An 18,810-nucleotide genomic window follows, 5' to 3' on the forward strand; every position below is an offset into this window, starting at 1 on the left:
AAGTCTCATGCAGGTACTAAACTCAAATTAAAGCGACACTGGAGTTTACCATTTAAAACGTATAGTGATGATGCGGTGGATTCGCAAAGTGAGTTAATTGCTGTATTAGAGAGTTTAAAAGAAGGTCAGAAGGTTATTCTTCAATTTTTAATACAGCCAGTTTATAGGACGGATTCTACTTTTGAAAAAGTATTAGACCAAATCACCGAAGATCAAGACGAAGAATTTGAAGATAACAGGGACGATATTTATTATGATGCCATTAGTACAAAGCGTTCTAGGAATTTATCACGGGTAAACATTAAAGCAGTTGCTTTTGCGGATAACCAAAGTGAAGCAAAAGTGATTGTAACAGGTATTCAAAATGCATTTGGTACATTCTCACAGAAACAGTTGAATTCATTTGTAGCAAGAGAATGGTGGCAAATAATCCAACCAATTTACCGATATGAGTTTAAAAATCGTCTCTTTTCATTAGAAAAGAGTAAGAAAAAAACGATTTTGAGTACCCGTGAGTTATCAATTTTGTTAAGAACTCCTAGTAAAAAGGTTTCATCTAACTTGTTAAATCGAATGAAGATGAAGCGAACGCCATTACCTAAAGAATTTGAGGCTTTAAATGCTTTAGATACTGGAAAACTTTATATTGGTAACCATTCATATCATGGGGTTGCATCACCTGTACATTTACCATTAGAGGGCTTAAATCGTCACATGGCTATATGGGGTGGTACATCAATGGGTAAATCAACATTTTTAGTTAATTTTTGCGAGGATTTAGCAAAGGTTAGGACAGATGAAAATAGAGTTGGTTTTACATTAATTGACCCTCATGGTTCAACGGCAGCGGATGTTGTAGCGAGAATTCCCGAAGAACAAAGGCATTTGGTACGTTATGTAAGGTTTGCAGATGGTAAGTTTCCATTCAATATTTATAAAGTGGATTTTCAAGCAGCACCTGATAAAGTTGCACAAAACATACAAGACGTTTTGAAAAGGGTTTGGTCAGATTTTTGGGGACCGAACGTAGATGATAATTTTATAAATGGTGGAATTGCTTTACAAAAGGCGGGGAAAGCTTCAATTCCGAATTTACAAAGGATTTTAGAAGATTTTAAATTTGGAGCGCAACTTCTTTCCAAATTTGATGAGACAAAAGAACTTGATAGGCAATTAATTCTTTATTTTTCTAGCTTGTATTCAATGAAAGATAGGGATTATCAGCAAAAAGTAGGTTCGACATTAAATAAATTAAGGAAAATTACATTGTCTGAAACGTTAAATTCTTTATTTTCAGCCCATACAAACGGCATTAAGTGGCGTACAGGGATGGACGAAGGGTATTTTACTATATTTGATTTATCAGGGCTTACAAGCTTTGAAAAACAATTGATAGGCTCTTTATGTTTAACGTTTTCGCAGTTAGCAGCTATGAGCAGAGAGGATTCCCATAGAAGCGGTGAATATATGCCACTTCATCCGATCGTTGTCGATGAAGCTCCAACATTTATGGAGCAATCGGCGGATGCAATCCAATCATTTGCAGATGAAGCGAGGAAATATAATGTTCCTGTTGTGCTAGGGATGCAAGGACTTGAAGGGCAAGTGCCTGACGATGTAGCAAGTGCGATATTTAGGAACTTTGGTTTTATGATTGCTTATAGAGTTGGGAATGAAGTTGACCGTCAAAATATTTACCGAAATTTACAGGTGGATTATTTATCAGCTGATGATTTCAAAGAAATCGAACCGAATTTTGCTTATATGAGAATGGCAGTAGGCAGGGAAACTACAAGACCATTTCTTGTTCATATGAAAGCACCTACAAAGCCATATGAGGACGATGTAGCACCTGTTATAGAAAGTTTGTTAGTTAGAGTGTTAGAAGAAGAAAAAGCGTTCAGAGAAGAAAATGAAGCTTTAGAGAGGGAGGAGAAAGAGGAAGAACCGGATGTATTTGATAGCAAAGAAAGTGCCGAGCCTGAAGAAGTTGAAAAACCAAAAGTAAATTTAGACAAAGCAAATGATGAAGTAAAAGAAGCGGTTGAGACTCCAGAACAAGAGGAAATGAAGGTAAAAAATAATGTCGAAATTCCAATTGTAGCAACAGAGACAGCAAACATCGAAGAAGAGGAAGAGGTTGATGTATTTGGTTAAGCAAATGAAAATTGGTCAAAAAGAACAGCAATTATTTTTAGATATACACGATTTAATTTTTGTTGATATGGCTTATCTTTTAAACAATGTTTATATAAAAGATGACGGCACATCTTATCATGAGGTTTATGTTAGAAATATTTTAAGAGACTTGGAAAAGCAAGAGTATATCAAGATTTATAACATTGTTAATGATGAACATGTTAGGTCTTATAAAAGAGTTTTTACATTGGATCGTAATGGAGTGGAAGAGGTTAAAGCTTTGCTAGGTGATTCTCATTGGGATAATAGGTGGACTGAAAGAACTCCAACATATATCTACCATGCTTTAAGGGGAGCTCATATAAAGGCATCTTTTGAAGCTAAGAAAGAGGAAAATGTTGCAGAATTGCTTGATTATAATTCTTTTGTATCAGAACGTAATTCTTTTTTCCAGTATGGAAAAGGGAAAATGGATGTCATTAGACCTGATGGGACATTGATTTTTTCAACAAGAGAAGCAGATATTTCAAAAGTTGTTTATGTTCCTTACTTTATAGAAGTTGAAAGAAGTCGTCAGATGCGGAGTGTTAGTTGCAATAAATTAAAGCGTTTTGATGCGTATGCAAAAGAAAAGGCATATAAGGAGCATGAAAGGCTTGAACGTGATATATCGGGTAATGTGCGGGTACTATTCATTTCAGAAGCGGAAGGCGAAATGAACAATTTAATCAAGCATACAGAAGGTGTCCCTACAACGAATTTGAGCGCTGTTCTTTATACAACTTATGAGCAAGTTATAACTAATCCGTATGGGGCGATATGGCGTGTTAAGGGCAAACCTGATTCATTAGTTTGTTTGACTGATAAAATCAAATGATTTTTGAAAGGGGATGGGTAGTTATGGCTTATGATGTTAAGCCGAAAGCGCATGAGCAGAAGGCTCGCAGGGGGTTAAGAAAGTTCTTTCGAGTTTTACGAAGAACAGTTATTGGGGTTTCTGTAATGGCTGTACTTATTTATATAGCTTATAAATTTGTTCCATCAATTCATGAATTTGTAGATAAAGTGATAGGTATTTTCAACAAATTAGTAGGGGAATTTGGTTTAGGAATGACCTTATTGTTTACAGGTGCAGCATTTGCTTTATTCTTCTTATGGCTAGAGCAGCAGGATAGAAGAAGAGATGAGAGGTAATATCAGCTTTTATAAGCTGTTTCTATATAAAAACTAAATAAAGAAGGTGAGCACGTTGACATAAAAATTTGCGAGATTTTTATAACAACCGTTCATCAAGACAGTAGGGCTGTCTTGAATAAACACGCTTACACCTTCCAAACTCAATTGTAAGAGACTTTGTTAAAAACTCAAGTCTCAATTATCGACATTGTGAGTTTGTGAAGAGGTAAAAGTATTGTGTGTGTTTATTGAAAACACACGCTTTTTTTATCCAAAAAAGGGGTGAGAATTGTTGAAACTTATCGATAAATTAAAAAGTTTTAAATCAAAATCTAGTGAATTTGTTGAAGAAAACAAGGTTCACAGGCAGCCGAAGGATAAAAGAAAGTTACCTCAAGCAAAGGGGAATGGGAAAGTTTTAAGGTTTCTCATTTGGACAGTGATTGTATTCATTTCAGTCAGTGGGGTTTTAGCTTTATTGCGAAGTCAAAACGCATTAAACAAGGCAAAAAATTCACAACAAGTTTTAGCTAAAATGCAAGAAAGCGCTGGTGAACATAAGCAAGATGCTTACACTAGCCCGAAAATAGAGGTTTATGCAAATTATTTTATTGATGTATATATGAATGTCCCTAAGGACGGTAAGGAAAAGCGACAAGAAGCGTTATCGAAGCTTTATGCTAAGAATTTCAAGCTTGATGAAGCTAAGAATTTTGAGGGGTATAGAAAGCTTATAGGAAAAACACTTTACGATGTAAGTTATGAAAAAGATTATACAGTTTTAAGTTACAAAGTCACCTATGAAAATGTAAAAATCGAAAAGAAACAGGTGCAGCCACCACAAACAGATCCTAATCAACCACCACCACCACCGGAAACAAAAGAAGAAGAAGTGAAAACAAAGCATACAGCTTTACTAAATGTTCCGATTTCCTCAAAGAATGGCAAGTATGCAGTCGTGGAAAACCCATATTTCACAGCATCAGACGAACTCCAAGCCGACGATATTAAATCCGTAGAAAATCCATTAGCAACGAAAGAACAACTAAAATTTGATAAAAAAGAGCCTATTGAAAAATGGCTGAATGAGTTTTTCACAAAGTATGCAGACAGTAAACCGCAAGATATGTCTTATATGATGTCAGAGCCGAAGGCATTAAGTGGCATTAAATCATTTGTGAAAATTGAAGAATTAAACGTTTATCCAACTGAAGAAGAGAAAGTTTTTACAGTGAAAGCTGTTGTGACGTTTAAGGAGAAGGACATTGATTTGCAAAATAAAGAAGCTTTCAGCCTTCAATTGAAATTGAAAGATGGTAAGTATTTTGTAGAAAACTTTAAAAACACATTAGGGGGAAAATAATATGTCAACTTTATTATTCTTAAACAATTTCATTTTAGGTTCATTACCAACACTTGGGGGGCTTCGTGGATGGATTACAACGGAAGGTGGAAACGCTGTTGCATTGGTTTGTGTAGGATTCACAATTTTCTATTTAGTGAAGCAATCTTGGGGTAAAATGATTGGTTTCCTATTAGTAGCGGCATTGGTATTCTTTACAGTTGGTAATCCTGAAAAAGCATTGAATTCATTTAAAAAAATTATTGATATGGTTCTTGGTGGTTGATGGTATGAGAGAAAAGGAAGCTTACAATTTCAAAGGAATTATGGAGCATCCAGTGACTTTATACAAATTGGGAAAATACACATTACCATTTGGTGTTACGTTAGTTCGTTTCATGTTGTTCATTCTGATTTTGTTGATATTACTAGCTTTCAGAAGCGTTGTTATAAAGATTGGTTCATTGATACCAGGATTAACAGCAATTTTATTTTTAGGAATCCCTTATTTTTTAAGTGGATTCCTAACAAAACAAAAGTATAACGGGAAAAAGATTTTTAATTTCGCTTATGATTTTTTCGATTATCTTTTCACAATCTATTTACCAAAAAAGACATATTGCAATGATCAAGAGGTTCTTTACTCAAATGAAAAAGAGGTAACTTTTGAAGAAGTGCTAGTTAATTACGGTGAAGAGGAAGGTGATAGCGATGAAAATAAAAACGCCATTCAAGACAGTACACAAAAATCTGATGCTTACAAAGTTGGGTGACCTTTTTGCCTATTATAAAGTAAGTCCACGAGTTATCCCTATAAGTGACAAGGAAAAGTCAGAAAGACATAAGGCTCAAATGTCTATGTTATTTGCAGAGTTAGAAAAGTATAAAGATATTCATCTTGAAATGTACCCTAGAGATATGGATTTAGATAAACGTTTTGAAGTGTTAGAAAAGGATTTTAGTGAAGAAACACAAGGGATTGCTAGTTATTACAACGGTGAGACAAAACGCCTTTTAGAAAATGAATTAGGGGCTGTTACGCAATACGAATTTATTCTAGGTGTACGGATTAAAAACAACTTATTAAATGGTAGTGAAGACTTTAAAGACGTTTTAAAAAATGCGTTTGGTTCGGTAACAGATACTTTAGTGAATTTATTAGGATTTGAAAAGAATATTTCAAGTGAGTTTTTTGAACGCTTTGAAAGCTTGGAACAGGAGTTATTTGAACAAATCCAAATGGCTAATGGTGCAAGACTAACAGAGGATGAACTAATTTATATTAATCGTTATAACTTTTTACGTGATATTCATCATTCAGTTGAAGAAGAAAAGAAAAAACGAGGCATTACGAATATTACAGATTGCATCATTGACCCAAGAGAAATGGGATATTTGAAGCTTAAAACGACAGAAGGTGAATGCTATACATCGTTTGTTGTTGTAGATGAATTTCCACTTGATATGGAGCACACGCATTTATTTCAAAGGGCACAGCAGTTGCCCTTTCCCGTAGAAATTCATATCAAGGCTAAATATCAGGATACACAAGATACGTTGCGTAAAGTGAATATGGTAAAGCAGCGTTTTAAAGAGACGGATAATGATCGTTGGGATGCAGGGGATGACGAGGACGACCAAATTGCAAATGGTAAGTATATGTTAAATCGTTTAAAAAACCAGTTAACTAACGGAAAAGCGAGTTTTATGAAGTGGGTTGCGACATTTGTTGTACATGGTAAGACAAAGAAAGAATGTAAATATAGAGCTGATGAAGTGAAGCGATATATGAAAAGCGCTGATATTCATTGTGTTCGACCAATTGCAGACCAATTACAGCTTTTCTATAAATTTTTACATGGTCAGCCGTTACAATTCGAGCGTAATTGGGTTCAACAAACTACACATGTTACTTTTGCAGAGAATCTTTTTGCAGTTTCAAATCAATTAGGCAGTAATATCGGGTTTTATCTTGGAAGAGTTGATAAATTCATTACAGCAGGAGTTGATTTAGAGCAATCAATTGCTAGTAGCCGTGACCTTGTTTTATTTCATCCAATGCTTGCTAATAAAGGGATTAAAGGTGCTTTTACTGATAGTCCACATATTGCGATTACTGGACAGACAGGGAAAGGGAAATCGTTCCTTACAAAGTTATTATTTATGTATTTAACGTTTTTAGATGTAAAGGTGTTATATATTGACCCGAAGTCAGAGATGAAAAAATGGTTTGACCAAGCAATAGAAAATCCTGAAATCCGTGAAAATTATCCTTTGTTCGTAGAGCACTTGAAGAAGTTTCATTATGTCACATTGGATGTATCAATTGAAGAAAATTGGGGAGTATTAGACCCGATTTGTTTCTTGGATGGTGCGGAAGCGAAGGATGTTGCACAAGGCATTATTGAACAAATTTATGATATGCACGGAAAAGATGATGTAAAAACAGCTTTGTTAAAATCACTTGGTGATGTTGTTGAAAAACGAGCGACAGGTGAAAAAGTTGGTTTTATGAATGTTATTACACAACTTCAAGCGCATGAGGAAAAAAGCATTAAAAGTGCGGGTGATTTACTGTATGAAATGACTCAAAACAGTGTATTGCAGTTAGTTTTTAGTTACGGAAATACAAAAGCTTTAGATTTAGATGAAAAAGTAAATATTCTTCAAATTGAAGGATTGGATTTACCAAACGAAGAGGATGATCCAAGGTATTACACAGATAGTGAACGCAAAAGCTTATGCTTAATGCTTCCACTTGCTAAGTTTTGTGAGAAATTCGGTAGTAAAGACAAGGACGAAGAAACGGCAGAGATATTTGATGAAGCGTGGATGATTACCCGTGCCAGAGGTGGTAAAAAACTTACAAAATCGGCAAGGCGTGTAGGACGTTCTTATAACAATGCTTTAATCTTTGTTACTCAAAGCGTATCAGATGTTCAAAATGAAGATGATAAAGGGAATTTTGGTGTTACGTTCGCATTCGATGAATCGAGTGAAAGAGAAGAGATTTTAAAACATATGCAAATGGAAAATTCAGATGTTAATCATAAGATGCTTGAAAACATGATGAAAGGACAATGTTTGTTCCGTGATTTTTATGGTAGAACGGGAAAAATCGCAATAGATTGCTTGTTTGAAGAATGGGTTTTAGCTTTCAAAACAGTTGAGAAGTCAAATGCAGCACTAGCCGAGGAGGTCTTCTGATATGAAAAAAAATGTAGCATTAGCAATCGCAATATTTGTTAGTGCAGTCACTTTATTGAGTGGCTGTACTAACAAATATGATAAAGAAATTGATAAAGTAATTAGCTTGGAAACGGCTGAAATTAAAGATGCTAAGAAAGATATTAAAAGGGTTGAGCGGAAAAAAACTTGTTCAAAGGTATTTCGTGACGGTGACTTGATTCAAATAGAGTATCAGATTAGAAAAGGCGACAGTATCAAATCTTACTATAAAAAAGTTAAAGGTAGTTATGAATGGGTGACGTATAGTGTTGCGGGTTTTAAAGACAATGAAGAACCGATGTATATAGAGAATTGCGACTAAATAAAGAGAAGGTGAGCAGATGAAATATAGAAAGTATTTAATAACTTTTGTATTGATGTTTGTATGTATTTTCATTCCAACTCACATTTTAGCAGATGATAAAAACATTAAAGTAGAACCACAGAATGTTGAATCAGGAGGGGTAAAGCTTCAAAGTAAAATATATGATTATGAACAATATGAAGCTGTCACTTACATTGAAGGTTCATGGAATCCATTTTCTAGTGAAACGTTAGATAGAGGATTGAATGCAATAGCGAATCTTTTTTTCAGCTTAACTAAAATGACAGCAAGTTTAATTGATACAGCAATTGAAGAACTATACGGATTGAATGCTATTGATCGGGTAGCTGATAAGGTAGCGAACGTTTCAAATTTACTTTATGACAATTTGTATCAATCACTTGGAATTTTGCTCTTTGTTATAGCGGTTTTACAAATTTTCTTTTATTATTCTTTTGAAAAAAATAGCATGAAAGCAGGTAGAACAACATTTGCTTTATTTGCGGTAATAGCTGTTTCAATGATTTGGTTTTCAAACGCAGGTCACTATTTGAAAACAATGAACAGTTTAAGTAATGAATTGCAAGGGCAAGTCATGAGAGCGGGAATCCCGTTTTCAGGTGAACAAGTTAAAAAAGGTGAAGAATTAAAGGGTTCGCTTGCGATTATGAGAAACACATATTTTGATTTAGTTGTATATAAAAGCTATTTATTGATGAATTATGGTACGCCTGACGAAAAGAAGATTGTTGATGATAATGAGAAAAAGGATAGAATCACAAAATTATTAGAGTACAAGACAAATAAAGAAGGCTATAAAGAAAGGGAAAAAATAGCTAAAAAAGAAGCAACTGAAATGGATAATGTATTTATGTCCGCTAGTACGGTTTCGGGGAAAATTGGTGTTGCATTCTTTTCGCTTCTCTTTGCGATTGTTTTAGGGATACCGTTTTTAGTTATTGCTTTTCTAAATATCGCATTACAAATACTTCTTTTAGCATTTGCGATTGTTTTAGGAGTTTCATTGTTACTTTCAATATTGCCAGCTTTTTCGCAGAGCGGTTGGAAAAACTTTGAGAAATTAATAGGAATTGCTCTTATGAAAGCATTTATTGGTTTAGCAATTCTGTTTATGTTCGTTATAGTCGAACTTATGAAAAGCTTTTTTCCTCCAGTATCACAAGGAATGTACATGTTGAACATAGTTGCTACAGCAGTTGTTTTATTCGTTGTATATAAATATCGTGACAAAATTATTGAAGTGGCAACAGGTGGGAGAGTTTCATTGGAAGGTGCAAACCCAATGAGTCAGTTATATAACCAAGGAGTTAAACAGCCCGCTAGTAAAGCGACAGAACTTGCAAAAATGGCTGTTGGAGGGGCAGCGGGATATACAGCAGGAAAAGTTCAAGAACGAATTTCAAATAGAAAAGGTCAAAATGATTCCCAAAATGACCCACAAGTTGCACAGAATAACAAAGGTGTGGGAGTTGGTGGTGTTCAAGAGCAGAGAGCCAATGCAAGGAAAACGGGGAAATTGGCTCAATTTCGTAAGAAGGCACTTAATTTACCGGCTGATTTGAAAGATAAAGCCAAGACAGCAAAAGAAGCTGTAAAAGAGGATTTACCTTTAAACGCAAAGCATGCAGCTCTTAAAGCGAAAGATAATATTGTAAATATGCCAGAGAGAGCGAAACAAGCGATGAAAGGTGACCTTCAACAAGGTGAACAAGAACGTCAAACGAGTCAACAAGCAAGAGAACAAAAGAGAGCGCAAAAACGTGAAAATATAGAGAGAATGGAGCAATCACATGCTAAATCAGGAGGTGTTCAACAACAACCTACTGAACCAAAAAAAGAAACTCGATATCAGCAACAAGATCGTAAGCCACAGATAAAAACACCATCAGAAAAACCACAATTAAAAAAAGAACAACCTCAACATGAACAACAACAGCCACAGCCAAGAACTCAGCCCAAAAGAGAATCTTATGTAAGACAGCAAACGACTCAGCAAAAACCAATTGAAACACAGGAACAGCCAAGAAGAGAACCAGTAAAACAGGATGAAATCGTGAAGGAAAAACGCCAAAGGCAAGAACCGCCAATGAAAAATAATAATCAAAAACAAGAGGTTAATAGAAAAGTAGTTGGTCAAAGTAATACAGAACAGCAGCCAATTAGTAGTCCAAAGCAGAAACCACAAGGTTTAAACAGAACTTCTGATAGGAATAAGGGGTAATGCTCTATGAAAAAATTATTAATTGGTGCGTTGCTTGTTCCGATTATGCTTTTGATGGTAGTTGGTATTTTCCTCTTAAATTTATTGCAGGAGGACAAAAAAGCCCCGCAAATTCCAATGGGTACTGGTGGAATAGGAACGGCTACTGTATCGGCTGATGTTTTGAAATGGGAACCGTTAGTAAGGAAACATGCACAGACTTTTGGCATGGAACCGTATGTTTTTCTTGCATTGGCTCTAATTGAACAGGAGAGCGGCGGGCGTTTGGTCGATGTTATGCAAAGTGCCGAGGGAGCATTTAATACAAAGTATCCAAAAGTAATGAATGGTATCACTGACTCTGATTATTCGGTTTGGTGTGGGATTCAAGAACTTAAGCATTCTCTTGAACTAGCAGGAGTGACGGGACCAACAGACATTGAAAGAATCAAACTAGCACTTCAAAGCTATAATTTCGGTCCAGGTTTTTTCTACTATGTACAAAAAAATGGAGGGGCTTATACTCTCGATTTAGCAAAACAATTCGCTCTGGATCATAACGGAGGGAGAACACAGTGCGGCTTTAGAAGTCCCTATTGTTACGGGGATATAACCTATGTTGACAAGGTTTTAAAAAACTATGTTGCTGTTAATAATGGCGGTGGAGGTACTGGTGCGACAGATGGCACAGGGGACGGCATAGCAAATGCTAAATTTAACGAGATTATGGCGCTTGTTTCACCCTTTGACGGTTATCCTTATGTATTCGGAGGAAGGGCTCCGCCGTATTTCGATTGTTCGGGATTGATAGAATGGAGTTTTAATAAATTAGGTATTAAGTTATCAGGGACAGCAGAGGATATGTACAATCAAACTGTACCTGTTGATAATCCAGCGCCGGGGGATTTAGTATTTTTTAGTAACACATACAGAAAAGGAATTTCTCATATTGGAATTTATATTGGTGATAACAAAATGTTTAATGCGGGTGGTACTCATTTACACTATGCGGATTTAGATAAACCTTATTGGAAAGAACATTTTTCAGGAATTCGACGTGTTAAATAAAGGAGGAATACTTATGAATAAATGGATTACAGCTATTTTAGTAGTGCTAGTCTTGGGAGTTGGCGTATATGCTAACTCTCAAACTTCTAAAGCAGATGATTATCAATGGAAATATGAAGATACTAAGAAAAAATTAAAAGAAACGCAAGCAGAAAAGAAAAAAATAGAGCAAGAATTGAAAGGGAAAGACCGAAATACAGAAGGGCAAGTGAAAAAAGATACTGAAGAGTTTTTAAAAGCGTTTTTTGCTTATGACACATCAAAAGGAGAAAGGGCATGGACTAAAATCAAGCCTTTTGCTACTGATAAAGCTTTGAAAATGCTAGTTCCCGCAGGAACAGATATTAATCAACCAGTGGAAAAAACTGAACCTGATAAAACAATAGTTTCTGACATTGATAAGCTGTTGTTGTACTATACGGAAGTAGATGCCACACATGCAAATGTATTTGCTCGTGTATGGCAAAAGATAACTGTTAATGGGGTTTCTAGTGTGACACAAATGCCTTTAGATATTTCATTGGTTTATGACCAAGAGAAAAACAAATGGATCGTGGATGAAACGAAAATACAGCAGCCTTTAAAAGAAGATGGTTATATTAATTAATAAAAAACACCACTAAAACGCTCATTTTAACTCGTGAGCGTTTTTTATTTTTGCCTAGTGTTATTTATCGTAAAGGGCGTTCGAACGTCTTGTAAGCCAAAATGAAAGGCTTTTTGTTTTTTGGCACGCCGTTTGCGTTTTGGTTGGTGGCTGGTTCGTCGTGTGGGGGCGAGACCCCACGTATTAAGCGTATCATTTTTTAGGATAAGGACTATTTTTGAGCGGAAATCCTAAGCGGTTCGGCTCGTATAATTGCTAATCCAAGTCGATAACCATTGCTTTGCGTTTTGTTTGTACGGCTTGGTAATACAAGTAAACAGAGCCGAAAATGATTTGACAAGAACGCAGCGCAGCGAAGAAGGTGGAGATTTTTTGAATGCTCTTTTCAAAAAATACTACCTGATTCTTGACTAATCATTAGCTTTTTGGAATAGGCGCTGTTTGGAATTGTAATTCAAAAGAAGGGTGTGAAGATGGTAAGAGTTCCAGTTCATATAAGCGCATTTCAAGCCTACTAATGCATTTCATTTTATCTTCTTTCCATGCGCTGTATTTGATGCGAATAACGGATTTGTAGCCTATTTGTTTTAAATAGTGGTCACGCTTGGTATCACGTTTTTTGTCATGGAAAATGTCTCCGTCGGCTTCAATTGCAACTTTTTTGCCATTTTCGATTAAAACGAAATCTAATTTATAGCGTTTTTCTTTTATTTGGCAAAGTGGATAGTATCCCATTTGAACTAAAGTATTGAACATATCTAATTCAAAACGATTGCTACATTTTTTTCGATTGTGTTCGATTCCTATTGATCGTGAATCATGAGAAGGCTTATTTATCTTTTCGAATTTTAAATTTTTCATAGCAAAAAACAAGCCGTATGCAGCAAGAAGAGTAATAGCAATGACAAACATTAAATTTCATCCTTTCAAAAACGGACAATGTACCGTCTACTTAAGTATTACATAGGCTGTTATCACAGAAATACTTTATCAGTTACTTGATTATTTACTTTGTTAGTATTACTTAAGTTATTTGTGATTACGTCTTGAAAAATAAGGAAATAAAAGGTTTGTTAATGACGACGGAGCGACGAGGGGAGCGGAGGAATGTCATTTGCTCCAAAACTTCAGACTTGATACATGGAAAAATATATTTTGTGTAGATGGGGAGGTTTTTTGTATGTTTCGTGGGATTAGGGGTAAATGGATTCAATATCAAGAGCGTAAACAAATGAAATTTTTAGAAGAGGAAACAAAAAAGTTGTTGGAAAAGGCTTTTCATACGGCACAAATATTTCTAGAGTTTAAGAGCGATTATACAAAAAACTATGTTTATCCAACGATTTCGAGGGTTTGTATATCGGATACGCATGTTGAAATTGTTGGTCATATTCCAAAAGGGATGAATCCAAGTGTTTTTCAGCAGAAAGAGTATATTTTCCAACAATATTTTGGTGAGAATATAGCGATTCATACAGGTGTATCGTATTTTAAAATTCAAGTTTTTCCTGAAAGAATGGATTTTGTGCCATATTCTTATGAGGATTTTCCGATTGAAAACATGAAAATGCCAATTGTGGCAGGGAAAGACAGATTTAATCAGTGGATTGCTTTTTCGATGATTAAAAATCCAAATGTACTGATTGCGGGAATACCAGGTTCAGGGAAATCGGTTATGTGTAGGCAGCTTTTAACAACATTGATGTTACATCATACGGCAAAAGAACTTGAAATACATTTATTAGACTTAAAAGGGAGCGAATTTCACATATTTGAGCATTGCGAACATGTAAAAAGTATGAGTGTCACGGTTCAAGAATTTAGCCCAACTATGCGGAAGTTACGCAAAGAGTTGGATAGAAGGGGAAGGGTTTTGAGAGAACATGGTGTTGCTCATATAGATAAATTACCAAAAGGAAAGCGGATGAATTACGTTCTTTTGATGATTGATGAAGTGTTGTTATTGAATGATGGAACGAAAGAAGGAAAAGAAGTCAAAGAAATGCTGTTAAAATGGGCGGCATTAGGCAGGGCATTGGGCTGTTTTACCGTTATTTCATTACAGAGACCATGTCATAAATCGCTTGATACAGCGCTTAGAGGTGTTTTGAATGTGAGAGCGGTCTTTAAGACAGAAGATAAAACAAATAGTGAGATCGCAGGAGTTATTGGGGCTGAAAAGATTTTAAGGGAAGAAAGCGGAAGAATGATTTTTAAGATTGATACGGATGATATGAAAGATGTTCAAGCGCCTTTCCTTGAAGTAGAAGAAGCACAAGAATTGATTGAACCTTTTTTATGTAGAAAGTCTAATGAGACTAAGGAAATGAAGGGTGAAGAAGTATTTAATTTATTAGGTTGATTGGGGGTTTTTATATGAATAAGCGTGATAAATTGATTGTTGAAGATATTAATAAATTTCGTGTTTTAAGCCGTGACCAAATAATTGATTTATATTTTTCTCATTTAAAAAACCCAATTAGCACATGCAATTTAGTGTTGAAGAGATTGCAAGATAGAGGATATATCAAGGCTTGTAAGGATTTTAGACCATATTTGTATGTATCAGCCGATAGTAAAATTAAAGAAAATAGTCAAAAGGCATTTCATTTTCTCAAAATTGTTGATGTTTATATACAGTTGAAAAAGTATGACCGTAAGGTTTCGCATGTGTTAATTGAGCCTAAAATAGGAACAAAAGGTACTGTTGAACCTGATTTGTTCTGTATTTTTAGAAATACACCATTTTTTATAGAAGTGCAAAGAAGCGTGTACAGTGAAAAAGTTATGAGTGAAAAAATTGATCGTTATGAACAGTTATATGATTCTCGTGAATGGAAGCGGTTTGAGTGGCAGCAAGAAGGGAAAGAGGTTTTTCCTATTATTATTTTAATTACAGATACTCATTATCGAATAGAGAGTGAATTGAAGGTTTTACAGTTTCCTGATATTCACGCTTTTATGAAGAAACATGGGAAACAAGAGAATAGAAAATCTTTAGAAACTAACAAAAACGCTGTATCGAAGCAAATAGCATCTCAAAACGGGAGTATTAAAATAGTTGTAAAGTGAGAAAGGATGGAGTTTTCATTCTTTCTATTTTTTCGCTTTACATGTTACTTAGGAGTAACTTATAATGAAGAGTGCAGTTACTTGGAAGTAACAATTTAAAGAGGGTGAGGATAATGTTATTTATGTTAGATGAAATTATGACACCTAGAGAAGCATGTGATAGAAGAGGGGTGAGTCTTGAAGCCCTACGAATGAAGTTAAAACGCAGTAATAAAATTGAGGATTTGATAAAAGAAGGGAAACTAAAGTATTACCGACCAGAAGGAAATGTGCGTGGAGAATGGATTATAACAGTTGAAGCGATGAATGTACTTTTTCCATCGAAATAAAAAGTTTTGTTTATTTTCGACAGAGTATGAAATTATTGTAGAGAGTTTGTAAGAGGGACGGCTTTGTACTTCTCGAATTGCTAATCTACAAGGAGGTGCATGCCATGACAGGCAACACAGACCTAACACAAAGAATATATAATGCTGGCGATGTTGCTAAGCTTTTAGAAGTGAAAGATTCAACGGTTAGAAAGTATGCTCAAACATTGGAAAAGGCAGGTTATAAATTTTATAAAAATGACAATGGTTATCGTGGTTATTACGATAAAGATGTTATAGCAATGCGAGATTTGATAAGGTATTCAAAACACCCTGATATGACACTTGAAAGCGCAGCAAATGCTGTTGTATCAACGAATAACGAGGGTGATATACAAGGTGTCGATACAGTGAATGAGGTTGCACAAGAGCCGTTACAAGCTTACGATGACCTTTTGAAAGAATTTCAGGATTTTAAAGAACAGCAAATGAAATTTAATCAGGAATTGATCTTTAAGATTGAGCAAAGAGATAAGTACATATCAGAGCATTTAGAGAAAAGAGATAGTGCTTTGATGGAATCTATACGGCTGATACAAGAACAAAAGCAGTTAGAACATGCAGCAACCGAAAAAAATAATAAGTGGTGGCAGTTTTGGACAAAGAAATAACGTTAGTCCATTGGTTGACTAACGCTCAAAAAAAGGGTTATAAAGGTTTTTTGTCGAATAACAGACGAACAAAAAGTAAAAAGCCCCTAAAGTTTGCCGACTAAGGGGGGCTTCTTACAATTTCAATCTATAAAGGGGTTAATCCCTTATCAGCTTATTTATTGATACTATACATATTCTAACATAAGCGGGTTAACTCCTTCTAGTGAAGGAGTGAAAAAAAGTGAGTAAGAAGAAAGTAATTGTCTTACTTGAAGAAGCTGAAAAGAAAGCTAAAACGAGAGATAGTAAGATTAATAACATTTATGACCAATTGCAAGCCGGTGGATATTCTGAGGAAGAAAGAGGTATGCTCTTACAGCTATTGAGTAAAATGTCAGGTGGAGAAGAGTATTTTATAGGCAAAAAGAAAAAACCTACTGATAGGGTGAGATTTGTGCAGATAATCACTGATAATATAAATTATTTATGTAAATTAGGGTATCTGACGAATGCTGAAAAAGCTTTTTTAATTGATCTAGCACCGTATATAGAATTTAAAACTAATATTTTGGTTGAATGTTCAGATGAGGATTCAGATGAAATTGATGCTGATGCAGCTACACCAAGTTATTTAGCTAAGAAATTAGAAAAAAGTAGGAGTAATCTTTCTCTTTTGATGAATAGTTTATTAACAAAAGGGATTTTAGCAGTTGCAGAAGCAGGAATGACAACTGAAGATGGTCGGATTTGTAGTTCTAGAACATGGTTTGTGAATCCTAATGTTTTATGTTGTTCACCTAAAGATGGAGTGGATAAGGCTACTAGAAAGATTTTTAAGAAGTCTCTTAGAAACTTTAAAATAGAAGGAAATAACAAGAAACACAATTTACCAATTTATTTATTTTAGATGTCATTTTCATATTGACATCTTTTTTTTATGCTATTTTTCCATTTTTTAGGTGTTCGAATTTCCGAACACAGGTGTTCGAATTTTCGAACACCCTATGTCTTATAAACCCTTGATATTACTATGTTTCTTTATATTGCTCTTCTCACTCTTATATATAGGGCTAAAAGTTCCGCAAGGAACAGGTAGTATTTTTTATTGTCAGCATTTCACTACGTTGCATGCGGCCAATAAAAAATCTCCACCTTCTATATAAAAAAGTCGGTTCGTTAGTCCTCACCTAAAGGCTAACGAACCGACTTTTTTATATAGTCCTTGCAAAACTTTTTTCGGCTCGATTAGCTTTTATCGCCAAGCCGACAGACAAAAAGCAAAGCAATGGTTATCGACTTGTGATAGCAAGTATACGAGCCGAACCGCTTAGATCATTCGCTTAAAAATAGTTCTTATCCAAAAAATGATACGTTTAATACGTGGGGTTTTGCCCCCACACGACAAGCCAGCGCTCTAGCCAAAAAGCAAATTTTAGACCAAAAGACAAGAACAAAGACATAAAAAAAGAGAAAAGATAAAATGAATAAAAATCCATGTGAGGTTTACATAACTAGGATTATGTACAGTTGAGATTTCGTAAGAAATCCTTTTGGAATAAGGGTTTTTGTTTTCTTTCTTTTTCTGTTTGTTATGCATCATTTTATACATTGCTGTAATGATGCGGGTTTGAGCATTTGGTGATTTTTAAAAATTGATGAAAACATGCATAAAATCATGCATGTTTTTTTGCTTTTTAAAAGTGGGAATTTAGAAGAAAAATTCATACTTAAAAGCATTAGAATCTTATAGTAAGATAATTTCTGAAAATTTAAAAATTAGCTTGATTTTCCAAATACAGGGGGTTATAATGAAGATACAAACATTTCATTTAACATTTCATCTTACCTTCCATCTATCTCTTCTTACCTACTTTCAACTTACTTTCCATGACCGAAACCATAAATGAAACCTATTGTGCAGTGGAAAACCGCCACCTTTCGAGAAAAGTCACGGCTTTCCACTATGTTACAATCCGTGACTTTTCTCGAAAGGTTAGTATTTATCTAATCAACCTAAGAGGAGAGAGTATATAGTGGGGGTAGTGGGGTTGGGTTGGTTGGGGGTTGGGTAAGAAGAGAGAGAGGGAAGTAAGTATAGTAGTAGTAGTAGTGTAGGAGGGATGGGGTAGGAAGAAGGAAGGGAAGGAAGGTAAGGTAAGGAGGGAGAGGGAGAGAGAGAGAGGATAGAGGAGAGAGTGAGGGATAGGGGGATAGAGGAAGAGAGGTAGTGTAGTGTATAAAGTTTGGATAGTGGTAGATGTAAGTTTGATGGTTTTGGGTAGTGGTTGAATTGTAGTTTTGAGTTTTGTATGCAGATGGTGAGTGATCGGAGGAAGGAGGGGTTTGGTTGAGATATCATTTGTTTTCGGGTTTGATACCTAAAGAGAGTGTTTGCTATGAAATTTTGTTTCCGTATGATGATGAAGTTAAATATTTCAAAGTGGAGCAATCATGGGAAAATGTACTCGCGGTATTAGAAAAGGCATGGTATAAGCGTATTTTTAAGAAGGATTGGATTTGTTGGGAGATTGTAGCTGATTATAAGTCAATTTCTTATAGAATGTGGTTTCCAAATCAAAATATAGCGAATCAAGTCATTGCAAAGTATTATTCGGAGTTTCCACAAGCTGAATTTGTGAAAATTGATAGTAAAAAACTTGAATTTAAAGGG

At 35.1% G+C, this 18,810-nt stretch carries 17 protein-coding genes and 1 pseudogene; 17 read left to right on the forward strand and 1 reads right to left on the reverse strand.

Going from position 1 to position 18,810, the window contains the following annotated elements; genetic code table 11:
- The 11 genes from MHI26_RS31265 to MHI26_RS31315 form a co-directional block, all read left to right on the forward strand.
- The coding region (locus MHI26_RS31265) for a helicase HerA domain-containing protein (RefSeq protein ID WP_340994888.1) at positions 1 to 2,157 on the forward strand (2,157 nt) is incomplete at its 5' end.
- Between the two features lie 4 nt (positions 2,158 to 2,161).
- Complete coding sequence (locus MHI26_RS31270; protein WP_340994890.1) at positions 2,162 to 3,016, forward strand: hypothetical protein; 855 nt, start codon at positions 2,162 to 2,164, stop codon at positions 3,014 to 3,016.
- 23 nt (positions 3,017 to 3,039) lie between these two features.
- The gene (locus MHI26_RS31275; RefSeq protein ID WP_061667746.1) at positions 3,040 to 3,333 is read left to right on the forward strand and encodes a hypothetical protein; all 294 of its coding nucleotides are present in this window, start codon (positions 3,040 to 3,042) and stop codon (positions 3,331 to 3,333) included.
- 274 nt (positions 3,334 to 3,607) lie between these two features.
- Positions 3,608 to 4,678 (forward strand): conjugal transfer protein, encoded by a 1,071-nt coding sequence (locus MHI26_RS31280; RefSeq protein WP_061667745.1) that lies wholly within the window; start codon positions 3,608 to 3,610, stop codon positions 4,676 to 4,678.
- 1 nt (position 4,679) lies between these two features.
- Complete coding sequence (locus tag MHI26_RS31285; RefSeq protein WP_061667744.1) at positions 4,680 to 4,943, forward strand: TcpD family membrane protein; 264 nt, start codon at positions 4,680 to 4,682, stop codon at positions 4,941 to 4,943.
- A gap of 4 nt (positions 4,944 to 4,947) precedes the next feature.
- Positions 4,948 to 5,430, forward strand: coding sequence for a TcpE family conjugal transfer membrane protein (locus tag MHI26_RS31290; protein ID WP_061667743.1), 483 nt, complete (start codon positions 4,948 to 4,950; stop codon positions 5,428 to 5,430).
- Positions 5,411 to 7,864 (forward strand): ATP-binding protein, encoded by a 2,454-nt coding sequence (locus MHI26_RS31295; RefSeq protein ID WP_340994893.1) that lies wholly within the window; start codon positions 5,411 to 5,413, stop codon positions 7,862 to 7,864. Before MHI26_RS31290 ends, MHI26_RS31295 begins: the two co-directional genes overlap by 20 nt.
- A gap of 1 nt (position 7,865) precedes the next feature.
- The gene (locus MHI26_RS31300) at positions 7,866 to 8,207 is read left to right on the forward strand and encodes a cystatin-like fold lipoprotein (protein WP_061667757.1); all 342 of its coding nucleotides are present in this window, start codon (positions 7,866 to 7,868) and stop codon (positions 8,205 to 8,207) included.
- 19 nt (positions 8,208 to 8,226) lie between these two features.
- Entirely contained in the window at positions 8,227 to 10,452 is a 2,226-nt protein-coding gene (locus tag MHI26_RS31305; protein WP_061667756.1) for a CD3337/EF1877 family mobilome membrane protein, read from the forward strand.
- 54 nt (positions 10,453 to 10,506) lie between these two features.
- On the forward strand, positions 10,507 to 11,499 hold the full coding sequence (locus MHI26_RS31310) for a bifunctional lytic transglycosylase/C40 family peptidase (RefSeq protein WP_255289755.1): 993 nt from the start codon (positions 10,507 to 10,509) through the stop codon (positions 11,497 to 11,499).
- A 13-nt stretch (positions 11,500 to 11,512) separates the two neighbouring features.
- Positions 11,513 to 12,106 carry a hypothetical protein gene (locus MHI26_RS31315; protein ID WP_061667754.1) on the forward strand — a complete coding sequence of 198 codons (594 nt, stop codon included), beginning with the start codon at positions 11,513 to 11,515 and terminating at the stop codon, positions 12,104 to 12,106.
- Between the two features lie 417 nt (positions 12,107 to 12,523).
- Here the strand turns inward: MHI26_RS31315 and MHI26_RS31320 are convergent, their stop codons facing one another.
- A complete protein-coding gene (locus MHI26_RS31320; RefSeq protein WP_061667753.1) occupies positions 12,524 to 13,018 on the reverse strand; it encodes a DUF559 domain-containing protein in 495 nt (164 codons plus the stop codon).
- 268 nt (positions 13,019 to 13,286) lie between these two features.
- Here MHI26_RS31320 and MHI26_RS31325 point away from each other — a divergent pair, with 268 nt between their 5' ends.
- From MHI26_RS31325 to MHI26_RS31350, 6 genes and pseudogenes are all read left to right on the forward strand, one after another.
- The gene (locus MHI26_RS31325) at positions 13,287 to 14,468 is read left to right on the forward strand and encodes an FtsK/SpoIIIE domain-containing protein (protein ID WP_061667752.1); all 1,182 of its coding nucleotides are present in this window, start codon (positions 13,287 to 13,289) and stop codon (positions 14,466 to 14,468) included.
- A gap of 14 nt (positions 14,469 to 14,482) precedes the next feature.
- Positions 14,483 to 15,178: a replication-relaxation family protein gene (locus MHI26_RS31330; RefSeq protein ID WP_061667751.1), complete on the forward strand. Its 696-nt coding sequence runs from the start codon at positions 14,483 to 14,485 to the stop codon at positions 15,176 to 15,178.
- A gap of 113 nt (positions 15,179 to 15,291) precedes the next feature.
- The gene (locus MHI26_RS31335; RefSeq protein ID WP_061667750.1) at positions 15,292 to 15,507 is read left to right on the forward strand and encodes a hypothetical protein; all 216 of its coding nucleotides are present in this window, start codon (positions 15,292 to 15,294) and stop codon (positions 15,505 to 15,507) included.
- Positions 15,508 to 15,611: 104 nt separating this feature from the next.
- The gene (locus tag MHI26_RS31340; protein WP_061667749.1) at positions 15,612 to 16,157 is read left to right on the forward strand and encodes a DUF3967 domain-containing protein; all 546 of its coding nucleotides are present in this window, start codon (positions 15,612 to 15,614) and stop codon (positions 16,155 to 16,157) included.
- Positions 16,158 to 16,380: 223 nt separating this feature from the next.
- Positions 16,381 to 17,046, forward strand: coding sequence for a hypothetical protein (locus MHI26_RS31345; protein WP_061667748.1), 666 nt, complete (start codon positions 16,381 to 16,383; stop codon positions 17,044 to 17,046).
- 1,464 nt (positions 17,047 to 18,510) lie between these two features.
- Positions 18,511 to 18,810, forward strand: a pseudogene (locus tag MHI26_RS31350) (ATP-binding protein); the annotation flags it as partial.

Source organism: Bacillus sp. FSL K6-1218 (assembly GCF_038006445.1).
Lineage (GTDB): Bacteria > Bacillota > Bacilli > Bacillales > Bacillaceae_G > Bacillus_A > Bacillus_A thuringiensis_S.

Bases quoted from the DNA above. Each gene is read 5' to 3' on its own strand.
- MHI26_RS31270 (WP_340994890.1), top strand. From the start codon at position 2,162: ATGAAAATTGGTCAAAAAGAACAGCAATTATTTTTAGATATACACGAT.
- MHI26_RS31275 (WP_061667746.1), top strand. From the start codon at position 3,040: ATGGCTTATGATGTTAAGCCGAAAGCGCATGAGCAGAAGGCTCGCAGG.
- MHI26_RS31285 (WP_061667744.1), top strand. From the start codon at position 4,680: ATGTCAACTTTATTATTCTTAAACAATTTCATTTTAGGTTCATTACCA.
- MHI26_RS31290 (WP_061667743.1), top strand. From the start codon at position 4,948: ATGAGAGAAAAGGAAGCTTACAATTTCAAAGGAATTATGGAGCATCCA.
- MHI26_RS31295 (WP_340994893.1), top strand. From the start codon at position 5,411: ATGCTTACAAAGTTGGGTGACCTTTTTGCCTATTATAAAGTAAGTCCA.
- MHI26_RS31300 (WP_061667757.1), top strand. From the start codon at position 7,866: ATGAAAAAAAATGTAGCATTAGCAATCGCAATATTTGTTAGTGCAGTC.
- MHI26_RS31305 (WP_061667756.1), top strand. From the start codon at position 8,227: ATGAAATATAGAAAGTATTTAATAACTTTTGTATTGATGTTTGTATGT.
- MHI26_RS31310 (WP_255289755.1), top strand. From the start codon at position 10,507: ATGGTAGTTGGTATTTTCCTCTTAAATTTATTGCAGGAGGACAAAAAA.
- MHI26_RS31315 (WP_061667754.1), top strand. From the start codon at position 11,513: ATGAATAAATGGATTACAGCTATTTTAGTAGTGCTAGTCTTGGGAGTT.
- MHI26_RS31320 (WP_061667753.1), bottom strand. From the start codon at position 13,018: ATGTTTGTCATTGCTATTACTCTTCTTGCTGCATACGGCTTGTTTTTT.
- MHI26_RS31325 (WP_061667752.1), top strand. From the start codon at position 13,287: ATGTTTCGTGGGATTAGGGGTAAATGGATTCAATATCAAGAGCGTAAA.
- MHI26_RS31330 (WP_061667751.1), top strand. From the start codon at position 14,483: ATGAATAAGCGTGATAAATTGATTGTTGAAGATATTAATAAATTTCGT.
- MHI26_RS31335 (WP_061667750.1), top strand. From the start codon at position 15,292: ATGTTATTTATGTTAGATGAAATTATGACACCTAGAGAAGCATGTGAT.
- MHI26_RS31340 (WP_061667749.1), top strand. From the start codon at position 15,612: ATGACAGGCAACACAGACCTAACACAAAGAATATATAATGCTGGCGAT.